This window comes from Streptomyces sp. P9-A4, assembly GCF_036634195.1.
In the GTDB taxonomy this organism is placed as follows: Bacteria; Actinomycetota; Actinomycetes; order Streptomycetales; family Streptomycetaceae; genus Streptomyces.
The window spans coordinates 2450608-2471008 of record NZ_JAZIFY010000001.1 but is presented as its reverse complement, the minus strand read 5'-3'; the positions used below and the strand labels follow the sequence as shown (position 1 = coordinate 2471008).

At 71.9% G+C, this 20401-nt stretch carries 19 protein-coding genes and 1 tRNA gene; 10 read left to right on the top strand and 10 right to left on the bottom strand.

Translation table 11 applies throughout. From position 1 onward, the window contains the following. Window positions 1–282: 282 nt before the first annotated feature. Window positions 283–879, top strand: coding sequence for a DUF317 domain-containing protein (locus tag V4Y03_RS11095; protein ID WP_332434800.1), 597 nt, complete (start codon window positions 283–285; stop codon window positions 877–879). Between the two features lie 189 nt (window positions 880–1068). Here V4Y03_RS11095 and V4Y03_RS11090 read toward each other — a convergent pair. Next, window positions 1069–1141, bottom strand: a tRNA-Arg gene (locus tag V4Y03_RS11090). Between the two features lie 302 nt (window positions 1142–1443). Here V4Y03_RS11090 and V4Y03_RS11085 point away from each other — a divergent pair. From V4Y03_RS11085 to V4Y03_RS11070, 4 genes are all read left to right on the top strand, one after another. Beyond that, window positions 1444–3054, top strand: coding sequence for a dynamin family protein (locus tag V4Y03_RS11085; RefSeq protein ID WP_332437151.1), 1611 nt, complete (start codon window positions 1444–1446; stop codon window positions 3052–3054). 1 nt (window position 3055) lies between these two features. Further along, window positions 3056–4933 (top strand): GTPase, encoded by a 1878-nt coding sequence (locus V4Y03_RS11080; protein WP_443079771.1) that lies wholly within the window; start codon window positions 3056–3058, stop codon window positions 4931–4933. A 196-nt stretch (window positions 4934–5129) separates the two neighbouring features. Beyond that, window positions 5130–5705 (top strand): single-stranded DNA-binding protein, encoded by a 576-nt coding sequence (locus tag V4Y03_RS11075; protein ID WP_332434799.1) that lies wholly within the window; start codon window positions 5130–5132, stop codon window positions 5703–5705. A gap of 225 nt (window positions 5706–5930) precedes the next feature. Next, the gene (locus V4Y03_RS11070) at window positions 5931–7388 is read left to right on the top strand and encodes an LAETG motif-containing sortase-dependent surface protein (RefSeq protein WP_317875193.1); all 1458 of its coding nucleotides are present in this window, start codon (window positions 5931–5933) and stop codon (window positions 7386–7388) included. A gap of 91 nt (window positions 7389–7479) precedes the next feature. Here V4Y03_RS11070 and V4Y03_RS11065 read toward each other — a convergent pair whose 3' ends face one another. The 8 genes from V4Y03_RS11065 to V4Y03_RS11030 all read right to left on the bottom strand — a co-directional run bounded on the left by V4Y03_RS11065 (window position 7480) and on the right by V4Y03_RS11030 (window position 15716). After that, window positions 7480–8517 (bottom strand): aldo/keto reductase, encoded by a 1038-nt coding sequence (locus tag V4Y03_RS11065; protein ID WP_332434798.1) that lies wholly within the window; start codon window positions 8515–8517, stop codon window positions 7480–7482. Next, a complete protein-coding gene (locus tag V4Y03_RS11060) occupies window positions 8514–9488 on the bottom strand; it encodes a Gfo/Idh/MocA family oxidoreductase (RefSeq protein WP_317875192.1) in 975 nt (324 codons plus the stop codon). The genes V4Y03_RS11065 and V4Y03_RS11060 overlap by 4 nt, the downstream gene beginning before the upstream one ends. A 4-nt stretch (window positions 9489–9492) precedes the next feature. Continuing rightward, window positions 9493–10800, bottom strand: coding sequence for a protocatechuate 4,5-dioxygenase subunit alpha (gene ligA, locus V4Y03_RS11055; RefSeq protein ID WP_317875191.1), 1308 nt, complete (start codon window positions 10798–10800; stop codon window positions 9493–9495). 25 nt (window positions 10801–10825) lie between these two features. Beyond that, window positions 10826–11743, bottom strand: a complete 918-nt coding sequence (locus V4Y03_RS11050; protein ID WP_317875190.1) for an amidohydrolase family protein — start codon at window positions 11741–11743, stop codon at window positions 10826–10828. A gap of 52 nt (window positions 11744–11795) precedes the next feature. Continuing rightward, entirely contained in the window at window positions 11796–12485 is a 690-nt protein-coding gene (gene ligK, locus V4Y03_RS11045) for a 4-carboxy-4-hydroxy-2-oxoadipate aldolase/oxaloacetate decarboxylase (RefSeq protein WP_317875189.1), read from the bottom strand. A 31-nt stretch (window positions 12486–12516) separates the two neighbouring features. Beyond that, window positions 12517–13542 (bottom strand): amidohydrolase family protein, encoded by a 1026-nt coding sequence (locus V4Y03_RS11040; protein ID WP_317875188.1) that lies wholly within the window; start codon window positions 13540–13542, stop codon window positions 12517–12519. 23 nt (window positions 13543–13565) lie between these two features. Further along, window positions 13566–14777: a 4-hydroxybenzoate 3-monooxygenase gene (locus V4Y03_RS11035; protein WP_332434797.1), complete on the bottom strand. Its 1212-nt coding sequence runs from the start codon at window positions 14775–14777 to the stop codon at window positions 13566–13568. Window positions 14778–14945: 168 nt separating this feature from the next. Next, entirely contained in the window at window positions 14946–15716 is a 771-nt protein-coding gene (locus tag V4Y03_RS11030) for an IclR family transcriptional regulator (RefSeq protein ID WP_317875186.1), read from the bottom strand. A 93-nt stretch (window positions 15717–15809) separates the two neighbouring features. Between V4Y03_RS11030 and V4Y03_RS11025 the strand changes: the two genes are divergently transcribed. The 5 genes from V4Y03_RS11025 (at window position 15810) to V4Y03_RS11005 (ending at window position 19816) form a co-directional block, all read left to right on the top strand. Further along, window positions 15810–16508 carry a substrate-binding domain-containing protein gene (locus tag V4Y03_RS11025; RefSeq protein WP_332434796.1) on the top strand — a complete coding sequence of 233 codons (699 nt, stop codon included), beginning with the start codon at window positions 15810–15812 and terminating at the stop codon, window positions 16506–16508. A gap of 107 nt (window positions 16509–16615) precedes the next feature. Next, window positions 16616–18280 carry an energy-dependent translational throttle protein EttA gene (ettA, locus tag V4Y03_RS11020; protein WP_317875184.1) on the top strand — a complete coding sequence of 555 codons (1665 nt, stop codon included), beginning with the start codon at window positions 16616–16618 and terminating at the stop codon, window positions 18278–18280. A gap of 5 nt (window positions 18281–18285) precedes the next feature. After that, window positions 18286–18726, top strand: coding sequence for an acyl-CoA thioesterase (locus V4Y03_RS11015; RefSeq protein WP_317875183.1), 441 nt, complete (start codon window positions 18286–18288; stop codon window positions 18724–18726). Beyond that, window positions 18723–19397 carry a hypothetical protein gene (locus tag V4Y03_RS11010; RefSeq protein WP_317875182.1) on the top strand — a complete coding sequence of 225 codons (675 nt, stop codon included), beginning with the start codon at window positions 18723–18725 and terminating at the stop codon, window positions 19395–19397. Before V4Y03_RS11015 ends, V4Y03_RS11010 begins: the two co-directional genes overlap by 4 nt. Beyond that, window positions 19394–19816 carry a GNAT family N-acetyltransferase gene (locus tag V4Y03_RS11005; RefSeq protein ID WP_332434795.1) on the top strand — a complete coding sequence of 141 codons (423 nt, stop codon included), beginning with the start codon at window positions 19394–19396 and terminating at the stop codon, window positions 19814–19816. Before V4Y03_RS11010 ends, V4Y03_RS11005 begins: the two co-directional genes overlap by 4 nt. Here V4Y03_RS11005 and V4Y03_RS11000 read toward each other — a convergent pair. After that, window positions 19788–20390 carry a hypothetical protein gene (locus V4Y03_RS11000; protein ID WP_332434794.1) on the bottom strand — a complete coding sequence of 201 codons (603 nt, stop codon included), beginning with the start codon at window positions 20388–20390 and terminating at the stop codon, window positions 19788–19790. The genes V4Y03_RS11005 and V4Y03_RS11000 overlap by 29 nt on opposite strands. Window positions 20391–20401: the final 11 nt, after the last annotated feature.

Genomic DNA, 20401 nt, shown 5'->3' with positions numbered 1-20401 from the left:
TCAAAGGACACCAGTTCGCCGGAGGCAGACGAGGAAGAGCGCCAAGGGGCTGGTTACGGCCCCACGGCCATGTCAACGTAGACGACCGCCCAGAACCTCGATCTCACGGAGGCGCCCCTGCACCCGCACCGCTTTAGCGAATTCTCCCTCCCGGACCCTGTGTACTGGGTCGCCCCTCGCCACCTAGCGGGCGACGACGAAGCTCTCGCCGACCAGGTGGGCGCGGCCCTGGACTTCGCAGGCTGGCGGATGTGGCCCACCGCCCGCGACACCCTTCTCTACGTGAGCCCGAACGAGCTGTGCGGTGCCGAGTGGACACGCGCAGCCTGTCCGTTCGAACTGGGAGACCTCCCGGTGGCCTGGCAGATCTCAGTCCGGTCGCATCCCACCAGTGCGCTGGCGGAGTGGAACGCGTACTTCACCGCCGGCATCCCGTACGAAGCGCTGACCGACTTCCTGCTCGCGCTCGACGCCCGCCGGGAACCCTCCTCTTCCTTTGATGGACCCGAGACCGTCCTCGCGGCGGTCTGCGCTCAGGGGTGGGTTCGCGACATCGACCGCCCCCGCACCGCCGCCCTCGCCCCTGGCTTGTCCGCCGGCGTCTCGCTGGAGGAGGTGCCACCGCTCGTGCGCGATGCCGATCCGCGGCCCGGACAGCTCGGATGGCAGGCGTGGGCCGAGCCTGTCGTCGGGGACCCGTACCTGTGGTGCGCCAGCTTCAGCGCCGGCGTGCCGCACGACCTGGCCGCGATCTTCGCTTCCTCGCTTGCCGCGCCCCACCCCGTGCCCCGGTCCACCCTCCCGGCGGGAGTCGAGGGGCGGCTCACCGTCATCCAGCAGGGGGTTGATCGACAGAGGAGAGCACGCCGGTCGGAGTGAGGCAGGGCAGCGGGCGATCTCAAAACTTCGGGAAGTTTTCGGGAAAACCAGCCGTCAGAGGCCGCCTCTGGCCGGTTTCAGCCGGACAGATCAGGCCATCTGATGTCCTCGCCCTGGCACCCCTACCCTCGACCGAAAACCGCCCCTGAACAGCAAAAAGACCCTCCCTAGGGAGGGTCTTTCGTCGTGCGCCCCCGGCAGGACTCGAACCTGCGGCCAAGTGCTTAGAAGGCACCTGCTCTATCCACTGAGCTACGGGGGCCGGGTGGTGGCCGTGTGGCCAGGAGCCCCTTTTGGGTGGGGTGTGGCCTGTTGGGACAAGGATAGGGCTCCGATCGCCTTGGCCCGGTTGCTTCACCTGCGTGGCACGATGTGGAGGTTCGGTGAAGCGGAACGATAATCGCAGGCAGGTGCGATTCGCGCAGCGCTTTTCACGCCGCTCGGGGCGGGTGTTGTGCACTCGTTATGCCTGAGGTTCCGGTCACCGCTCCTCTCTTCGGCGCGCAGGGCCGCAATAGGCTTCAAAAACACTCATAAATTGGGCATTCTTCGCATGTGGTGACCTTGGACGAACGGCCTCAGCTGATCGACGCACTCTCCGCCCTGCGCGACCGTGTCGCCGCCGTGCGTCTCCCCCTCCCCCTTCCCGACACGCCGCGCGCCCGGCAGACCCGGGCCGAGCTGCTCGCCCAGCTCGACGACTACCTCGTTCCCCGGCTCAAAGATCCCGACGCGCCGCTCCTCGCCGTCGTCGGCGGATCCACCGGCGCCGGCAAGTCCACCCTCGTCAACTCCCTTGTCGGGCGGCGCGTCAGCGAGTCCGGTGTCCTCAGGCCCACGACGCGCACCCCCGTGCTCGTCTGCCACCCCGAGGACCACCACTGGTTCGCCGGCATGCGGGTCCTCCCGCAGCTCACCCGCGTCTGGCTGCCGCAGGCCGACCACGACCACCCCGCCGACGACGCGCCCCCCGAGGAGAACGCCCTGCGCGTCGAGACGGCCTCCTCCATGCCCCGCGGCCTGGCCCTCCTCGACGCCCCCGACGTCGACTCCCTCGTCGTGGAGAACCGTCTCCTCGCCGCCGAGTTGATCTGCGCCGCCGACATCTGGGTGATGGTCACCACCGCCTCGCGCTACGCCGACGCCGTCCCCTGGCACCTCCTCCGTACCGCCAAGGAGTACGACGCCACCCTCGTCACCGTCCTCGACCGTGTCCCGCACCAGGTCATCGGCGAGGTCTCCCGGCAGTACGAGGCCCTGCTCGACAAGGCCGGCCTCGGCGACGTGCCCCGCTTCACCATCCCCGAGCTCCCCGAGTCCGCCGACGGCGGCAGCGGTCTCCTGCCCGACAGCGCCGTCGCCGCCCTCCGCGGCTGGCTCGCCCACCGCGCCGAGGACCCCGCCGCCCGCCAGCAGGCCGCCGACCGCACCGCCTCCGGAGTCATCGACTCGCTCGACGCCCGGCTCCCCGAGCTGGCCGCCGCCGTCGCCGCCCAGTACGCCGCCGCCGGACGCCTCGGCGGCGCCGTCGAAGCCGCGTACACCGCCCAGGGCACCCGGGTCCGCAAGGAGCTGGGGCGCGGCGCCGTCCTCGCCGGCGACGCCCGGACCCGCTGGCGCGGCTACCCCCGCGACAGCACCGCCGACGAACTCCTCGACGCCCTCTCCGAGTCCCTCGCCGCCCTCCTCCACTGCGCCGTGTCCGCCGCCGAGGAGCGCGTCCGCGACGCCTGGCGCCGCGAACCGGCCGCCGAGGCCCTCGGGCCGCCGCGGACCGGCTCCGACCGGGACACCGGCGAGCGGATCGGCGTGGAGGTACGCCGCTGGCGCCGCGTACTCGAAGAGCTGGCCGAGGAAGAGGTACGCGGCCTTGAACGGCCCTCCTCCTCCCGTACCGCCGTGCCCGAGGCCGACACCGTCGCCGCCCTCCTCGCCGCCTCCCTCCTCGGCGGCCGGCGCACCCGGGCCGCCGGCGAACGCCTCGCCGAACTCCTCGGCGCCCAAGCCGCCCTGCGGCTGCGCGACAAGGGCGGCGAACTGGTCCTCTCGTACGTCGACCGTGTCCTGCACACCGAACGCGACCGGCGCCTCGCGCCCCTCGAAGCGCTCGGCGTGACCCCCGAGCCGCAGGCGGAGCTGATCGCCGCGCTCTCCGTACTGCAGAAGGAGAAGTGACGTGGTGGATCCGGGAGCAGGGACAGGGGCCGGGGCAGAGACAGAGACAGGGGCCGGGGGTCGGGCTGCGGCGGGAACAGGGGCCTGGGACGACGGGCTCATCGCCCGTCGTGCCGGTGAACGCGGGGGCGGCTCCGGAGACCGCGCCGGATCCGGAGCCTGGGCCCCCGGCGCCGACGGCGCGGACGCACACGAGCCCGACACCCTGCCGCCCCTCGGCGGGAGCTACGGCGGCCCCCTCCGTACCCGCCTCGACGCCCTGCACGAACTCGTCGGACTCTCCCGCACGCGGGTCGACAGCGAGGCGCTCGCCGAAGCCGGGCGGGTGCTCGACGAGGCCGCCGCACGGCAGCGGCTCTCCTCCCGGCACACCGTGATCGCCATCGCCGGCGCCACCGGCAGCGGCAAGTCCACCCTCTTCAACGCCTTCGCCGGCGTCCCCGTCTCCGAGACCGGACTGCGCCGCCCCACCACCTCCGCGCCCATCGCCCTCAGCTGGTCCGAGGGCGCCGCCGGACTGCTCGACCGGCTCGCCGTCCCCGGCCGGCTGCGCCGCCGTCCCCTCGCGGGCGGCGCGGCCCACACCGAACTCCAGGGGCTCGTCCTCATCGACCTGCCCGACCACGACTCGGCCGTCACCGCCCACCGCGACCAGGTCGACCGGGTCCTCGGCCTCGTCGACGCCGTCATCTGGGTGGTCGACCCCGAGAAGTACGCGGACGCCGCCCTCCACGAGCGGTACCTCCGGCCGCTCGCCGGGCACGCCGAGGTCACCTTCGTCGTCCTCAACCAGATCGACCGGCTCGGTACCGAGGCCGCCGACCTCGTCCTCGACGACCTGCGCCGCCTCCTCGACGAGGACGGCGTGGCACTCGGCGAGCACGGCGAACCCGGCGCCACCGTCCTCGCCGTCTCCGCGCTCACCGGCGACGGCGTACCCGAACTCCGCGAGATGGTCGGCCGTTTCGTCCAGGAACGTACCGCCCCCGAGCGCCGGCTCGCCGCCGACGTCGACGCCGCCGCCGCCCGGCTGCGCCCCGCCTACCTCGCCGACGGCCGGCCCGGCCTCGACGAGCGGGCCCGGGACGCCTTCACCGACCGGCTCGCCGTCGCCGTCGGAGCGCAGGCGGCGGGCGAGGCCGCCGAGCGGGTCTGGCGCCGGGGCGCGATCCGCGCCTGCGGGACCCCGTGGCTACGGCTCTACCGCTGGTACGAGCGGATGCGCGCGCACGGCTCCACCGACCCGCACCTCGCCTCCCCGGTCGAGGACGAACTGACGGCCCGCCAACGGGTCGAGCAGGCGGTACGGATCGTCGCCGACGAGGCCTCGCGCGGGCTCCCGGCGCCCTGGGCGCAGGCGGTGCGCGAGGCGGCGGAACGCGGGGCGGAGGGGCTGCCCGAGGCCCTCGACGAGCTGACCGTGAGCATCGGCGACCCGGCCGCCCGGCCGCCCCGGCCCGCCTGGTGGCCCGCCGCCGTCCTCGCCCAGGCCGTGATGACGCTCCTCCAGATCTTCGGCGCGCTGTGGCTGGTGGGGCAGATCGTGGGTGTCGTCGAGCCGGGCCTGCTGCCGCCGGTCCTCGTGATGCTCGGCGGCATCATCGGCGGCCCGCTCGTCGAATGGGCCTGCGAGGGCGCCGTGAAGGGACCGGCCCGGCGGTACGGGCAGGAGGCCGAGCGGCGCCTTCGGGAGGCCGCGGCGGCCTGCGGCAGGGCCCGGGTGCTCGACCCGGTGGCGGCGGAGCTGATGCGCTACCGGGAGGTGCGCGAGCAGTACGCGACCGTGACGGGGACGCGGCCGGGGACACGGATCGTGGGCGGGACCCGCGCCGGTACGACACGGCTCGGGGCGACTCGGGCGGAGGTACGGGTGAGGTAGCGGCCTCCCTCCTCCTCCCCGGGGGACCCGCTTTGTCCGGTCTCCTCGGTTCACCCTTCCGGGTGGGGGAGTTGTCCCCATCCGTCCGGCTGTCCACAGGCTCCGGCGGGTTTTTCCCGATGGCTCCAGGATGGGTGTCGACCGGCGAAGAGGCCGGGGCGGACAGCAGGGTGAGGACAGGGGTGGGGGACGGATCATGAACGAGACGACCGTGACGCTCGTCGGCAACGTGGCGACGGCGGTGGAGTACCGGGACACGGCGACGGGCGGGGTCGCCAGGTTCCGCTTCGCGGTGCCGACGCGCCGCTGGGACCGGGTGCAGGCGCTCTGGTCCGACGGGCCCACCAGCTTCTACACGGTGTCCGCCTGGCGCTCGCTCGGCGCGAACCTCGCGGCCTCGGTGTCGGTCGGGGAACCGCTCGTGGTGCACGGCCGGTTGCGGGTGCGGGAGGATGAGCGCGACGGCCAGCGGAAGACCTTCGTGGACGTGGCCGCGCTGGCGGTGGGCCACGATCTGAGCCGGGGGACGGCGGCGTTCCGGCGCGCACCGAAGCCGGAGCAGAGGCCCGAGCCGGACCCATGGGCCGTGCCCGCCGTGACTGCCGTGCCCGCCACGGCCACCGCGCCCGCCACGGCCGCCGAAGGCGCAGAGGACACACGGGGCGCAGAGGGCACGTCGGCCACACAGACCACACCGGCCACACAGCGCGCGGGGGCCCCGGCGGCGGACGCCGTCGCCGGGTCGAAAGCGCGCTTGGTGACCGTCCCCTGACCTTCCGTCGTGGGGATTTGTCGACCAACTCGCTTTGTGTGATAACGATTCCGAGTCGGAATGCTTATCTGACCGGATGGCCGGGCACCGGGGGGTTCCGCATACCTAGGATTCCCGGGTACTCATGTGGCACGTGAGCCCATCGAGTCTGTGAATCTGCTGGCGTGCGCTCCCTCCACGCAAATCGACCATGTTTGCGGAGCGACGCGCCCGGAGGGGAATGCAATGTTTTCAGTTCGAGGGCGAGGCGTAGCCCGTCTCGCCGCTGCGACTCTCGTCTCCGGCCTCGTCGCGGCCGGAGCGATAGCCACGGCAGGTCCGGCGCTCGCCGCTGACCCCGCGGGTACCGGTGGTGTGACGGCGAAGCTCGGCGGCATGACCGACCGCGGCTCCGTCGAGATCGCCGAGAAGGACGGCGACACGTGGAAGAAGTGGCCCAGCCCCGTGACCGGCGGCCTCTTCAAGATGCAGGTCGAGGGCGGCGGAACGCTCCAGACCTACTGCATCGACATCCGGACTGAGGCGAAGCACGACTTCGACTACAAGGAAGTCGGCTGGAGCGAGTCCTCGCTGCACAACAACGACAACGCGGGCAAGATCCTCTGGGTCCTGGAGAACGCCTACCCGAAGAACTCCGCCGAGGCCCTCGGCGCGAAGCTCGGCGTCGACCTCTCCAAGGACGAGGCCGCCGCGGGCACGCAGGCCGCGATCTGGACGTTCTCGGACGACGTGAGGGCGACGCCGCGCAGCGCCGACGCCAAGAAGCTGACCGCGTACCTCCTCAAGGAGGCGGTCAAGCTCGAGGAGCCGAAGGCTTCCCTCTCGCTCTCCCCGTCCTCCGTGGCGGGCAAGGCCGGTGACAAGCTCGGTCCGATCACCGTCGCCACCAACGCCGAGACCGCGAAGCTCCAGGCCGCCGCCGGCACCCCCGAGGGCGTCAAGGTCGTCGACAAGGACGGCAAGCCGGTCACCGAGGCCAAGAACGGCGACGAGGTCTACTTCGACGTTCCCGCCGGCACCGCCGACGGCACCGCCGAGCTGACCGCCTCCGCCACCACCAAGGTCTCCCTGGGCCGCGCCTTCGTCTCGATCGACGGCCCCTCGCAGACCCTGATCCTGGCCGGCTCCAGCGACTCCACCGTCACGGCCAAGGCCTCCGCCAGCTGGGCGAAGAAGGGTGCCGTCCCGGCCGTCACGGTCGCCAAGGACTGCGCCAAGGGCGGCCTTGAGGTCATCGCCTCCAACAAGGGCGACGAGCCGTGGACCTTCGACCTGAAGGGCACCTCGTACACCATCGCCGCCGGTGAGACGAAGACCATCACGGTCCCGCTCGCCGAGGACGAGGCGTACAAGTTCACGATCACCGGCCCGAACGGCTTCGAGGAGACCTTCGAGGGTGTCCTGGACTGCAAGACGGCCCCTCCCGGCCCGAAGCCGTCCGAGACCCCCAGCACGGAGCCCTCGACCCCGGCCTCGCCGTCCCCGTCGACCCCGGCCGGCACCACCGGTGACACCACGGGCGGCACGGCCGGCGGCTCCAGCACCACCACCGGTGGCGGCGACCTCGCCGAGACCGGCAGCTCCAACGCCACCCCGATGATCGCCGGCATCGCCGCCGCGCTCGTCGTGGTCGGTGGCGGCGCGGTGTTCTTCCTCCGCAAGAAGAAGACCGCCGGCCACTGAGCCCGACCCCCACGGGATGAACCCGTTCCGTGAGAACGCTCGACCCCGGACCGCGTCAGCGGGCCGGGGTCGTCGTCTGTCCGGGGGCGTTCTAACCCGCCGTCCCGCAGCGTTCGGTGTCGATCTCCGCGAGGGTGGGGTCGTTGTAGCGGGGGCCCCGCACCGTCGTCGCGTTCAGGATGCGGCCCGCCGCTTCGAGGGTCTCGGCGGGGACGGTCCGGTCCAGGGTGGACAGGTTCTCCGTCAGATGGGCCGTCGAGCGGGTGCCGGGGATCGCGAGGACGTGCGGGCCCCGGGAGAGGACCCAGGCCAGCGCCAGCTGCGCGAGCGTCACACCGGCGTCCTCCGCGAGCCGGGCCAGTTCGCGGCGCAGCAGCAGGTTGGCCGGGTAGTGGTCGGCGCCGAAACGCGGCATGCCCCGCCGGATGTCACCGGCCGGGAGGCCGTCGAGGTCCGGTGGGGTCGCCGTCAGGAAACCGCGGGCCAGCGGGCTGAACGCCACCAGGGCGACGCCCAGCTCGCGGGCCGCCGCCAGGGTGCCCTGCTCGGGGTTGCGCGACCAGAGGCTGTACTCGTTCTGGAGCGCGGCGATCGGATGCACCGCGTGGGCCCGCCGCAGCGTCGCGGCCGACGCCTCCGACAGACCCAGCGCGCGTACCTTCCCGGCCTCGACGAGCCCGGCCATCGCGCCGACGCTCTCCTCGACCGGGACCTGCCGGTCGATCCGGTGCAGGTAGTACAGGTCGATCACATCGGTACGCAGCCGGGCCAGCGCCTCGTCGGCGGTGCGGCGGACGGTCTCGGGGCGGCCGTCGATGACCCGCCGCCCGTCGACACCGGTCATCCCGCACTTGCTGGCCAGCACGATCCGGTCCCGGTGGCCGGACAGGACCCGGCCGACCAGCGACTCGTTGGCGCCGAAGCCGTACAGCGCGGCCGTGTCGAAGAGCGTGACCCCCTGGTCCAGGGCGGCCAGGAGCAGCTTCTCCGCCGCCTCGGGCTCCGGGGCGACCCCGTACGCGTGACTGAGGTTCATGCACCCCAGGCCGATCGCGGGGACCTCGAACGGGCCGATCCGGCGCGGCGAGCGGCCGGAGCCGCCCGCCGGTGCCGCACTCGCCGTACTCACGCGCCCGCGACGGCGTCGAGCTGCTTCTCCAGGTCCGCCAGCGTCCGGTAGCACGGCATCACCTGGGCGATGGAGGAGTTCGGCTCGCGGCCCTCGCGGATCGCGGCGACGAACTCGCGGTCCTGGAGCTCGATGCCGTCCAGCGAGACGTCGACCCCGCTCACGTCGATCGGCTCGTCCTTGCCGGTGACCAGGTCGTCGTACCGCGCGAGGTAGGTGCCGGTGTCGCCGATGTACCGGAAGAAGGTGCCCAGCGGGCCGTCGTTGTTGAAGGACAGCGACAGGGTGCAGAGGGCGCCGTTCTCCGCGCGGAGCTGGATGGACATGTCCATCGCGATGCCCAGCTCGGGGTGGATCGGCCCCTGCATGGCGTTGGCCTGCACGATCGGCGACCCGGTCTGGTACGCGAACAGGTCGACGGTGTGCGCGGCGTGGTGCCACAGCAGGTGGTCGGTCCAGGAGCGCGGCTTGCCGAGGGCGTTGAGGTTCGTACGGCGGAAGAAGTACGTCTGCACGTCCATCTGCTGGATGGAGAAGTCCCCCGCCCGGACCTGCTGCCGCACCCACTGGTGGCTCGGGTTGAAGCGCCGGGTGTGGCCCACCATGGCGACGAGCCCGGTGCGCTGCTGGGCCGCCAGGCACGCCTCGGCGTCGGCCAGGGACGCGGCCAGCGGGATCTCGGTCTGGACGTGCTTGCCCGCTTCGAGGCAGGCCAGCGTCTGCGCGGCGTGCATCGGCGTGGGCGTGGCCAGGATGACGGCGTCGACGTCGTCCATCGCCAGGACCTCGTCCAGGTCGGCGACGGCGCGGTCGATGCCCTGCTCCGCGGCGAACTTCCGGCCGCTCTCCAGGCTGCTGCTCACGACGGCGGCGACCTCGACGCCCTTGATCCGCCGGAGCGCGGCCGCGTGCTTGGCACCGAAGGCGCCGCCTCCGGCCAGGGCGATCCGTACGGTCTGGTCGTCAGTCATGTCGTCACTCCTTCACGGCGGGCTCCTGGGCCCGCGGGTGGTTTTCCAGGATCAGATGGCCGACGGCGGTGTTGGACGCGGGCACATGGTAGAAGCGGTGCTTGACCTCGATCTCACCGGACTCGTCGAGGTCGCTCATCGCGCCGCGGGCGATCAGCCACATGACCAGCTCGATGCCTTCCGAGCCGGCCTCCTCCACGTACTCCAGGTGCGGCACCTCCGCCAGGCCGGCCGGGTCGTCGATCAGCCGGTCGAGGAAGGCGTTGTCCCATTCCCGGTTGATGAGTCCCGCGCGCGGGCCCTGCAGCTGGTGGCTCATGCCGCCGGTGCCCCACACCTGGACGTTCAGCGGCCTGTCGTAGGACTCGATCGCCCTGCGCAGCGCCTGCCCGAGCTTGAAGCACCGGGCGCCGGACGGCACCGGGTACTGCACCACGTTGACGTGGAAGGGAATCACCTTGCACGGCCACTTCTCGACGTCGCCGAACATCAGCGACAGCGGGACGGTGAGGCCGTGGTCGACGGTCATCTCGTTGACGAGGGTGAGGTCGAAGTCGTCCCTGATCAGCGAGTGCGCGATGTGCGCGGCCAGGTCGGGGTCGCCCTCGATGCCGGGGACCGGGCGGGGCCCGTACCCCTCGTCGGCGGTGGGGTAGGCCGCGCCGGTGCCGAGCACGAAGGTCGGGATCAGCGACTGGTCGAAGGAGCTGGCGTGGTCGTTGTAGACCAGGAAGATGACGTCGGGGACGTTCTCCCGCTCCCACCGCCGGGAGTACTCGTACCCCTCGAAGACCGGCTTCCAGTAAGGCTCCTCGGTCTTCCCGAGGTCCATCGCCGCACCGATCGCGGGCACGTGCGAGGTGAAGACCGCACCGGTGATCGTGGCGTGCTCGGCCGGCGGGTTCGGGTCGGCGTAGGCGGCGTCGAGGACGGCGTGGTCGATGCGGTTGCCCTCGACGGAGCGGCCGCCGCCGACCATCATGTCGCGGTACTCCTGCTCGGTCATGCCGGTCATGGAGCCCGCCATCTGCTGGAACGACAGGCCCAGCGTCGCCCCCCACTTGGCGAGGAAGTAGATGTTGCCGCCCTCGCGCATCGCCGCGTTGAGGTCGCGGTCGAGCAGCGCCTGCTTCTGCTCCTCGCGCAGCGGCCACGCGTCCAGGTAGGCGCGCTCGTCGGCGAGGTACAGCGCCCGGTTCTCCGCTGTCATCAGCGACATGCAGAACTGGTTGAGGTGGTAGCCCTTGGCGGACTGCTCGGCGTCGAAGATGGTGGTTCCCGGAACCAGTTTGTACGTCTTGTCCAGTGCCATGCCCGGACTCCAATCGTGAGGCGGGTCAGTCGGCTTCGGGCCAGTACAGGCGCGTCGGGTTGTCGACGAGCAGCTTGCGCCGCAGCTCCGGCGTCGTCGCGATGTCCGGGACGAAGTCGACGAGCAGACCGTCGTCGGGCATGTGGTCGGTCAGGTTGGGGTGCGGCCAGTCGGTGCCCCACAGCACGCGGTCGGGGAACTCCTCGACCACCCGCCGGGCGAACGGGACGACGTCGCGGTACGGCGCCCGCTCCCCGTCGAGGGCCGGCGGACCGTCGGTCGACAGCCGCTCCGGGCAGGAGACCTTGCACCATATGTCCGGCTTCGCCCGCATGAAGTTCAGGAACGCCTCGAACTCCGGTCCTTCCGGGTCCTTGGTGACATCGGGCCGGCCCATGTGGTCGATGACCAGCGGCACGGGGATCGACAGGAAGAACTCGCGCAGGTCGGCGAGGTCGGCCGCCTCGAAGTAGACGACGACGTGCCAGCCGTACGGCGCGATGCGCTCGACGACGTCCCACAGGTCCTGCCGGGGCGCCGCGTCGACGAGCCGCTTGACGAAGTTGAACCGCACACCGCGGACACCCGCCTCGTGCAGCTCCCGCAGCTCCGCGTCAGAGATGTCCGGCCGTACGGTGGCGACGCCCCGGGCCAGGCCGCCGGAGGCCCGCAGGGCGTCGGCCATGGCGCTGTTGTCGGCGCCGTGGCAGGTCGCCTGGACCACGACGTTACGGGCGAAGCCCAGGTGGTCGCGCAGCTGGAAGAGCTGGTCCTTGGACGCGTCGCAGGGGGTGTACTTCCGCTCCGGGGCGAAGGGGAACTCCGCGCCCGGCCCGAAGACGTGGCAGTGCGCGTCGACGGCGCCCTCGGGCACCTCGAAGCGGGGCCGGCTCGGACCGGCGTACCAGTCCAGCCAGCCGGGGGTCTTCTCGAAGTCGGTCATCGTCGGTCCTCGTCGGTCGTCGTCAGGCCTCGTCCGTCCTCGTCCACCTTCGTCAGTCCTCGTAGCGAAGGCCGAGCTCGGCCAGCGGGCCGCGCATCTTGTACATGTCCAGGCCGAGTTCGCCGGCGCGGAACCGCTCGCGCTTGCCCTCCTCGTTGGCCTCCCGGGCGGCCGCCGCCGCTGCGACCTCGGCGGCCCGCTCGCGCGGCACCACCACGACGCCGTCGGCGTCCGCCACGACGACGTCACCGGGCCGGACCAGGGCGTTGCCGCAGATCACCGGCACGTTGACCGAGCCGAGGGTGGCCTTGACCGTGCCCTTGGCGTTGACCGCGCGGGAGAAGACCGGGAAGTCCATCCGCTCCAGGTCGGCCACGTCGCGCACACCGCCGTCGATGACCAGGCCCCGGCAGCCCCGGGCGCGGAACGAGGTGGCGAGCAGGTCGCCGAAGAAGCCGTCCTCGCTCTCCGTCGTGCAGGCCGCGACCACCACGTCGCCCTCGCGGATCTGCTCGGCGACGACGTGCATCATCCAGTTGTCGCCGGGCTGCAGCAGGACGGTCACCGCCGTGCCGCACATCCGGGCCGTCGGGTAGACGGGGCGCAGGTAGGGGCGCATCAGCCCGACCCGGCCCATCGCCTCGTGGATCGTCGCCACGCCGAACGCCGACAGCGCGGCGACCGCGTCCGGGTCGGCCCGGGTGACCGAGGTGTGGACGACACCGATCTCGGTGTGCTGCATGTGCTCTTCTCCTTGGTCGGTCGGTGGCCGGTCAGCGGCCGGCGGCGGCGAGGCGCGCGGCGAGCCGGGGGTAGACGCGCAGGGCGTTGCCGGAGTAGACGGCGGCTCGCTGCTCGTCCGAGAGGTGCGGGGTGGCCTCGACGTACCGCTTGGTGTCGTCGAAGTGGTGGCCCGTGCGCGGGTCGATGTCGCGGACGGCGCCGATCATCTCGCTGGCGAACAGGACGGAACGGCTGGGGATCACGCGGGTGAGCAGGTCGATGCCCGGCTGGTGGTAGACGCAGGTGTCGAAGAAGACGTTGTCCAGCAGCGCCTCGGGGTCCGGCTTGCCGAGCGCCATCGCCAGGCCGCGGAACCGGCCCCAGTGGTACGGCACCGCGCCGCCGCCGTGCGGGATCACGAACCGTAGCGTCGGGAAGTCGGCGAACAGATCGCCCTGGACCAGCTGCATGAACGCCGTGGTGTCGGCGTTCAGGTAGTGGGCGCCGGTGGTGTGGAAGGCCGGGTTGCACGAGGTGCTGACGTGGATCATCGCGGGCACGTCGTACTCGACCATCGCCTCGTACAGCGGGTACCAGCTGCGGTCGGTCAGCGGCGGCGCGGTCCACCTGCCGCCCGACGGGTCGGGGTTGAGGTTGACCGTCACCGCGCCGAGCTCCTCGACCGCGCGGCGCAGCTCGGGCAGACAGGTCGCCGGGTCGACGCCCGGGGACTGCGGCAGCATCGCGCCCATCGCGAAGCGGTCGGGGTAGAGGGTGCTGACGCGGTGGACCAGGTCGTTGCAGATCCGCGACCACACCGAGGAGACCGCGAAGTCGCCGATGTGGTGCGCCATGAAGCTGGCCCGCGGCGAGAAGACCGTCAGATCGCTGCCGCGCTCGTCCATGAGCCGCAGCTGGTTGCCCTCGATCGCCTCGCGCAGGTCGTCGTCACTGATGACCAGGTCGTCGGGGTCGGGCGCGTCGCCGCCGGAACCGGCCGCCGCCACCTGCCGGTCGCGCCACTGGGCCAGCTGCGGCGGAGCGGTGGTGAAGTGACCGTGACAGTCGATGATCATGAGTACTCCCGGTGCTCTTCGGGTCAGTTCTGGGGGCGGGTGGGCCAGCCGGTGTACTGCTCCGCGAGGTAGGCGCGCCCGGCGCGCGTCCCCACCACGTTGTCCAGCTCGCCGAGCTGACGCCGCAGGTCGTACGGCGAGGCGCCGGGCGCGGTGTGCAGGAGCCGGGTCATCCAGTACGAGAAGTTCTGGGCCCGCCAGACCCGCTGGAGGGCGCGCGGCTCGTACTCCTCCAGCGCGCCCTCGCCGGCGTCGCCGAGAGCCCTGAGCAGGATCTCGGCGAGCACCTTCACGTCGTGCAGCGCGAGGTTGAGCCCGCGTGCCCCGGTGGGCGGCACGGTGTGCGCCGCGTCGCCCGCCAGGACCATGGAGCCCCACCGCATCGGTTGCTGCACGAAGGAACGGAAGCGCAGCACCGTCTTCTCGGTGATGGCCCCCTCTTTGAGCTGGAAGCCGTCGTGGCCGGCCACGCGCGCCTGGAGGGTCTCCCAGATGCGGTCGTCGGACCAGGCGTCGACGGACTCGTCGGGGTCGCACTGGAAGTACATCCGCTGCACGCTCTCGGTGCGCTGGCTGATCAGCGCGAAGCCGTGCTCGGAGTGGGCGTAGATCAGCTCGGGCGCGCTCATCGGCGCCTCGGCCAGGATGCCGAACCAGGCGAAGGGGTATTCCTTGCCGTAGCGCATCCGCCGGTCCTCGGGGACCAGGTCGCGGCACATGCTGCGCGAGCCGTCCGCGCCGACCACGTACCGGGCCCGGATCTCGTGGCGGGCCCCGTCGGGCGAGGTGTAGCGGACGCGCGGGGCGTCGGTCGTGATGTCGAGGACCTCGGTGTCCCGGATGCCGAAGTGGACCGTGCCGCCGTCCCGGTCCCGGGCGTTCGCCAGGTCGACGAAGACGTCGGTCTGCGGGTAGAGCCAGACCGAGGCGCCGACCAGCTCCTGGAAGTCGATGCGGTGCGGCCGGCCGTCGACGCGCAGCTCGACGCCCTCGTGCTCGTACCCCTCGCTGAGGATCCGGTCGGAGACGCCGGTGTCGACGAGGTCCCGGGCCACGTCGGCCTCCAGGATCCCGGCCCGCTGCGTCGTCTCGATCTCGTGCCGGGTACGGGTGTCGAGCACGATCGTCTCGACACCCGCGCGACCGAGCAGGTGCGCCAGCATCAGGCCTGCTGGACCGGCACCGATGACCGCGACGGGAACCGAGGCAAGGGTGTCGACGGTGGCGTCGGCCATGGCGTCTCCTCAACAGCTGCGAACGTTCGGAACACCCGAACGTTGACAGCCGGTGCGGGGGCGGGTCGCCGCCGTTTCCGCCAGGCGGAAGCCGGTCGTGGAACTCGGTCGCGGGGCCGGTCGCCGAAGCCGGCCCCGTCTCCGGTCCTCCCGGAACTCGACGGGGCGTCAGGCCGTCGTCGTACGGGTCCGCCGGCCGAGTTCGTCGGAGATCCCGTGCGCCGCCCGCAGCAGCGGCTCGCGCAGCCCGCCCGCGCGGCGCGCGTCCCGGGCCGTGAAGACGATCCCCAGGACGGCGCTGACGGGACCGGTCCGGCCGATGCGGACCGGGGTGGCCACGGCCACGGTGCTCTCCGAGAGCTGCCGGTCGCTGACGAAGACCTGCTCGCGCCGGATACGGTCCAGCTGGGCGCGCAGGGTCTTCGGGTCGGTCACGGTGTGCGGGGTCCACGCCCGCAGCGGCGATTCGAGGACCTCCTCCTGGACGTCCCGAGGCGCGTGCGCGAGCAGCACCCGGCCCATCCCGGTGGAGCTGACGGGGAACCGGCTGCCGACCATCGTCAGCAGCTCCACCGACCGGTGCCCGGCGATCCGCTCGACGAACACCAGCTCGCTGCCCTCGCGCACCGCGAGCTGGATGTTCTCGTGGGTCCCCTCGTACAGGTCCTGCATGAACGGCAGTGCCACATCGCGCAGGATCTGGGTACGGGGACACCCCGAGGCGATCTCCCAGAGCCGCAGCCCGACGTGCCAGGACCCGTCCTCGCCGCGTTCCAGCGCCCCCCAGGCCGCCAGTTCGGTGACCACCCGGTGCGCGGTGCTCAGGGCCAGACCCGTGCGCTGGGCGATCTCCGACAGGGTCTGCGCCGGGTGCTCGCGGTCGAAGGCCGCGAGGACCTCCAGGACCTTTCCTGCCGCCGTGCTCCGGGTTGTGCTCACCCGGCAAGTCTCGCAGACCGGCGTTGAGCGGCCCGGCCGGTCGCCGTACCATCTGCCGGACACCCGTACCACCCACCGGACACCAGGAGCGACGTGGAACGAGAGATCGCAGGACTGTCCTCGATGGCGACCTGGCCGGTCCTGGCCGAGGTCGCCGCGCACATCGGGCTCGCCCACGGCATCCCGGTGCGCTTCGACGCCGCCGGCGGCGTCGAGATCGCACGGCGGGTCCGCGAGGGCGCCGAGGCCGACGTGCTGGTACTCGCCGCCGGAGCGCTCGCCGCGCTGGAGGCGGAAGGGCACCTGGTGGCGGGCACGGCACGCCCGCTGTGGATCTCCCAGGTCGTCGCCGCCGTCCCGGAGGGCGCACCCGTTCCGGCCCTCGGCTCGGAAGCCGGCCTGCGGGCCGCGCTCCTGTCGGCGCGGACGATCGCCTACTCCACCGGCCCCAGCGGAACGGCGCTCGTCGAACTGATCGCCCGGCTGGATCTGACCGGCCCGCTCACGGACCGGCTCGTCCAGGCCCCGCCGGGGGTCCCGGCCGGCAGCCTGCTGTCCTCGGGCCGGGCGGATCTGGCCTTCCAGCAGCACAGTGAGCTGATGGACCTCCCGGGCGTCGTCGTGGCAGGCCCGCTCCCGGGCGACACCGCGATCAGCTCGACCTTCGGCGCGGCCGTCCTGGCCACCTCGACCGCCCGGGACCGCGCCCGCGAGGTCCTGGACCTGCTGTCCTCCGCCCCCGCCTCGGCGACGGCCCGCGCCAGAGGCATGCGCCCGGCCGCGGACGCGTAGCGGAACCCCAGGTCAGCGAGCCCCCCGCCTACTGGTTCGCCCCCGAGGGTGGCGGTCAGGCAAGATGGGGTGTATCTGCCCACTCACTCTTTGCCGGACGGTTTCTCTTGGCTGAGTTCATCTACACCATGCGCAAGGCGCGTAAAGCGCACGGCGACAAGGTGATTCTCGACGACGTGTTCCTGAACTTCCTGCCCGGCGCCAAGATCGGTGTGGTGGGCCCGAACGGTGCCGGTAAGTCCACCGTTCTGAAGATCATGGCCGGGATCGAGCAGCCGTCCAACGGTGACGCGTTCCTGTCGCCGGGCTACAGCGTCGGCATCCTCATGCAGGAGCCGCAGCTCGACGAGTCGAAGACCGTCCTGGAGAACGTGCAGGACGGCGCGGCCGAGCAGATGGGCAAGCTCAAGCGCTTCAACGAGGTGGCCGAGCTCATGGCCACCGACTACAGCGACGCGCTGATGGAGGAGATGGGCAAGCTCCAGGAGGACCTGGACCACTCCAACGCCTGGGACCTCGACGCCCAGCTGGAGCAGGCCATGGACGCCCTGGGCTGCCCGCCCGGCGACTGGCCGGTCACCAACCTCTCCGGTGGCGAGAAGCGTCGTGTCGCGCTCTGCAAGCTGCTCATCGAGGCCCCGGACCTGCTCCTCCTCGACGAGCCCACCAACCACCTCGACGCCGAGTCGGTGAACTGGCTGGAGCAGCACCTCTCGAAGTACGCGGGCGCCGTCGTGGCCGTCACCCACGACCGCTACTTCCTGAACAACGTCGCCGAGTGGATCCTCGAGCTCGACCGCGGCCGCGCGATCCCCTACGAGGGCAACTACTCCACCTACCTCGACAAGAAGGCCACCCGCCTCAAGGTCGAGGGCAAGAAGGACGAGAAGCGCGCCAAGCGCCTCAAGGAAGAGCTGGAGTGGGTGCGGTCCAACGCCAAGGGGCGTCAGACCAAGTCCAAGGCCCGTCTCGCCCGTTACGAGGAGATGGCGGCCGAGGCCGACAAGATGCGGAAGCTGGACTTCGAGGAGATCCAGATCCCGCCGGGCCCGCGCCTGGGCTCCATCGTCGTCGAGGTCGAGAACCTCTCCAAGGCCTTCGGCGACAAGGTCCTCATCGACGGCCTGAGCTTCACCCTGCCCCGTAACGGCATCGTCGGCGTCATCGGCCCCAACGGCGCCGGCAAGACCACGCTGTTCAAGATGATCCAGGGTCTGGAGACCCCGGACTCCGGCTCCATCAAGGTCGGCGAGACCGTCAAGATCTCGTACGTCGACCAGAGCCGCGCCAACATCGACCCCAAGAAGACGCTGTGGGCCGTCGTCTCCGACGAGCTGGACTACATCAACGTCGGCCAGGTCGAGATGCCGTCCCGCGCGTACGTCAGCGCCTTCGGCTTCAAGGGCCCGGACCAGCAGAAGCCCGCGGGCGTGCTGTCCGGCGGTGAGCGCAACCGCCTCAACCTGGCGCTCACCCTCAAGGAGGGCGGCAACCTGCTGCTCCTCGACGAGCCCACCAACGACCTCGACGTCGAGACCCTGTCGTCGCTGGAGAACGCCCTCCTGGAGTTCCCCGGCGCCGCGGTCGTGATCTCCCACGACCGGTGGTTCCTGGACCGGGTGGCCACCCACATCCTCGCCTACGAGGGCGAGTCCAAGTGGTACTGGTTCGAGGGCAACTTCGAGTCGTACGAGAAGAACAAGGTCGAGCGCCTCGGCGCGGACGCCACCCGTCCGCACCGTGCCACGTACAAGAAGCTGACCCGAGGCTGAGGTCAGTGGCCAGACACCTCTACAGCTGTCCTCTGCGCTGGTCGGACATGGACGCCTTCGGGCACGTCAACAACGTCGTCTTCCTGCGGTACCTGGAAGAGGCGCGGATCGACTTCATGTTCCGGCTGGCGCCGGGGGACGGTTCCCCCTCGTTCTCCGGCGGGTCCGTCGTGGCCCGGCACGAGATCGACTACCTGCGGCCGCTGGTCCACCGGCACGAGCCGGTGACCATCGAGTCGTGGGTGACGAAGATAGGCGCGGCGTCGCTGACGATCGCGTACGAGATCAAGGACCCCGACGTGACCTACGTACGGGCGTCCACGGTCGTCGTGCCCTTCGACCTGGAGGCGCAGCGGCCCCGGCGGATCACCGCCGAGGAGCGCGGCTTCCTGGAGGAGTACGTCGACGACGGGATGACGTCCGGGGGAGCGAAGTCCGCCGCATGACCGTGCTCGCTCCGCTGCACTTCGACGACGCCAGGGAGGCGGCGGCGCTCGCCGCCTTCCTGACCCGGCTCGTCCACTACGACCGGGCCGCCGCCGTCCGCCTCCAGGCAGGCGGCGGGGCGCTCGCCGTCTTCGGCCGGCCGCCGTCGTTCGAGGTGCTCGCCATCCGTACGGCCCGGCTGGCCGACGCCGTCGACCTCGACGCCACCGTCTCCGCCGGCGAACTCCTCGAAGGCATCGAGGAGTCGGCGGGCAAGGCGGTCGTCCCGGAATCCGTGACCGGGCCGCCCTGGACGGGAGTCCTCCCGCCCCGGGCCGGCTGGCAGCCGGTCGCCGGACTGCCGGGAGTCGTCGCGATGCGCGGCGCGGTCGCCGCCGCCGTCGCCGAATTCCGGGCGCGGGACGAGGAGTTGCCCGAGGAGCGGCGCACCAGGGCCGAGCGCGACCTCATCGGCCGCGAGATCTGGTCCAGGACCCTCGGTCCGACCGGACTGCCGCTGCGGGCCGTGCACGCCGCCCAGTCGCTGGGCTTCCTGCCGCCCGAGGGCACCGAGGCACCGGTCGCCCTTCTCGCCTCCGGGCCGTGGCTGCGGCTGCGCACCCCGTACGGCTCGATCGCCCTCCGTACGGTTCCGATGTCGCTGACCGTCATGCCCGGCACGTCCGGGTGACGGAAGGTCCTGACATCCGCCCGCCGGACCTCCGGGTCGACGGGCCGCTCACCGGCGACGAGCTCAACCTGCTCTTCCACGCCGCCTGGCCCGGACACCGGGACACCGACTTCGGCCCCGTGCTCGCCCGCAGCCTGCTCCGGGTGACCGCCCGCAGTGCCGGGCGGCTCGTCGGCTATGTGAACGTCGTCGGCGACGGCGGCGTCCACGCCTTCCTGCTCGACACCACCGTCCACCCCGACGAACGCCGTCGGGGGCTCGGTGTCGCCCTCGTACGGGCCGCCGCCGAAGCCGCCCGGCGGCGCGGTGCGCACTGGCTGCACGTGGACTTCGAACCCCACCTCACCGCCTTCCACGAGCGGTGCGGCTTCCGGTCGACGGCCGCCGGGCTCATGCCGCTGGACCGGCCCCTCGGCTGAACCCGCGCGCCCCCGCCGTCGCGGCGGCCAGCAGCAGGACGGCGAGGATCCCCTGCCGCCAGGGCATCCGGGAGCCCTCCACCTCCGGGTCCACACGCCGCCTCGGGTCGTAGGCCACCCGGACCTCCCCGCCGTCCGGTGCGAGCCGGCGGTCCTCCGAGAGGGAGGACGGATAGCCCCCGGGGCAGCGCAGGGTGTGGACGTACAGCACCCGCGTACCGCCGCCCTCGCCGACCGACGTGGATTCCTCCTCGACGACCTTCACCACGACGCAGTCGGCGACCGCCCCGCGCCCCGCCGCCCGGTCGGCGGCGGCCACCGTGAGCAGCAGTGCGGCGACCAGCGCGAGCGCGCCGAAGAGGCCCGCGGCCCCGTCGACCAGACGGTGGTACGCCACCCCCGCGGCGAGGACCGCCGCCCCGCCGACCGAGACCGCCACCGTCGTGGACGGCGCCGACGCGCCCCCGAAGCTCCAGGCCGACCAGGCGTAGAGCGCCGCGGCGGCGGTCACGGGCAGCACCGTGACACCCCGACTCGGCACGCCCGAGGCGGACATGCGCGCGAACATGGACATGGACCTCACCC

Coding starts and splice junctions, on each gene's coding strand:
- V4Y03_RS11075 (WP_332434799.1), top strand. CDS start 5,130: ATGAACGAGACGACCGTGACGCTCGTCGGCAACGTGGCGACGGCGGTG.
- V4Y03_RS11070 (WP_317875193.1), top strand. CDS start 5,931: ATGTTTTCAGTTCGAGGGCGAGGCGTAGCCCGTCTCGCCGCTGCGACT.
- V4Y03_RS11060 (WP_317875192.1), bottom strand. CDS start 9,488: ATGACTGACGACCAGACCGTACGGATCGCCCTGGCCGGAGGCGGCGCC.
- ligA (WP_317875191.1), bottom strand. CDS start 10,800: ATGGCACTGGACAAGACGTACAAACTGGTTCCGGGAACCACCATCTTC.
- V4Y03_RS11050 (WP_317875190.1), bottom strand. CDS start 11,743: ATGACCGACTTCGAGAAGACCCCCGGCTGGCTGGACTGGTACGCCGGT.
- ligK (WP_317875189.1), bottom strand. CDS start 12,485: ATGCAGCACACCGAGATCGGTGTCGTCCACACCTCGGTCACCCGGGCC.
- V4Y03_RS11040 (WP_317875188.1), bottom strand. CDS start 13,542: ATGATCATCGACTGTCACGGTCACTTCACCACCGCTCCGCCGCAGCTG.
- V4Y03_RS11035 (WP_332434797.1), bottom strand. CDS start 14,777: ATGGCCGACGCCACCGTCGACACCCTTGCCTCGGTTCCCGTCGCGGTC.
- V4Y03_RS11010 (WP_317875182.1), top strand. CDS start 18,723: ATGACCGTGCTCGCTCCGCTGCACTTCGACGACGCCAGGGAGGCGGCG.
- V4Y03_RS11000 (WP_332434794.1), bottom strand. CDS start 20,390: ATGTCCATGTTCGCGCGCATGTCCGCCTCGGGCGTGCCGAGTCGGGGT.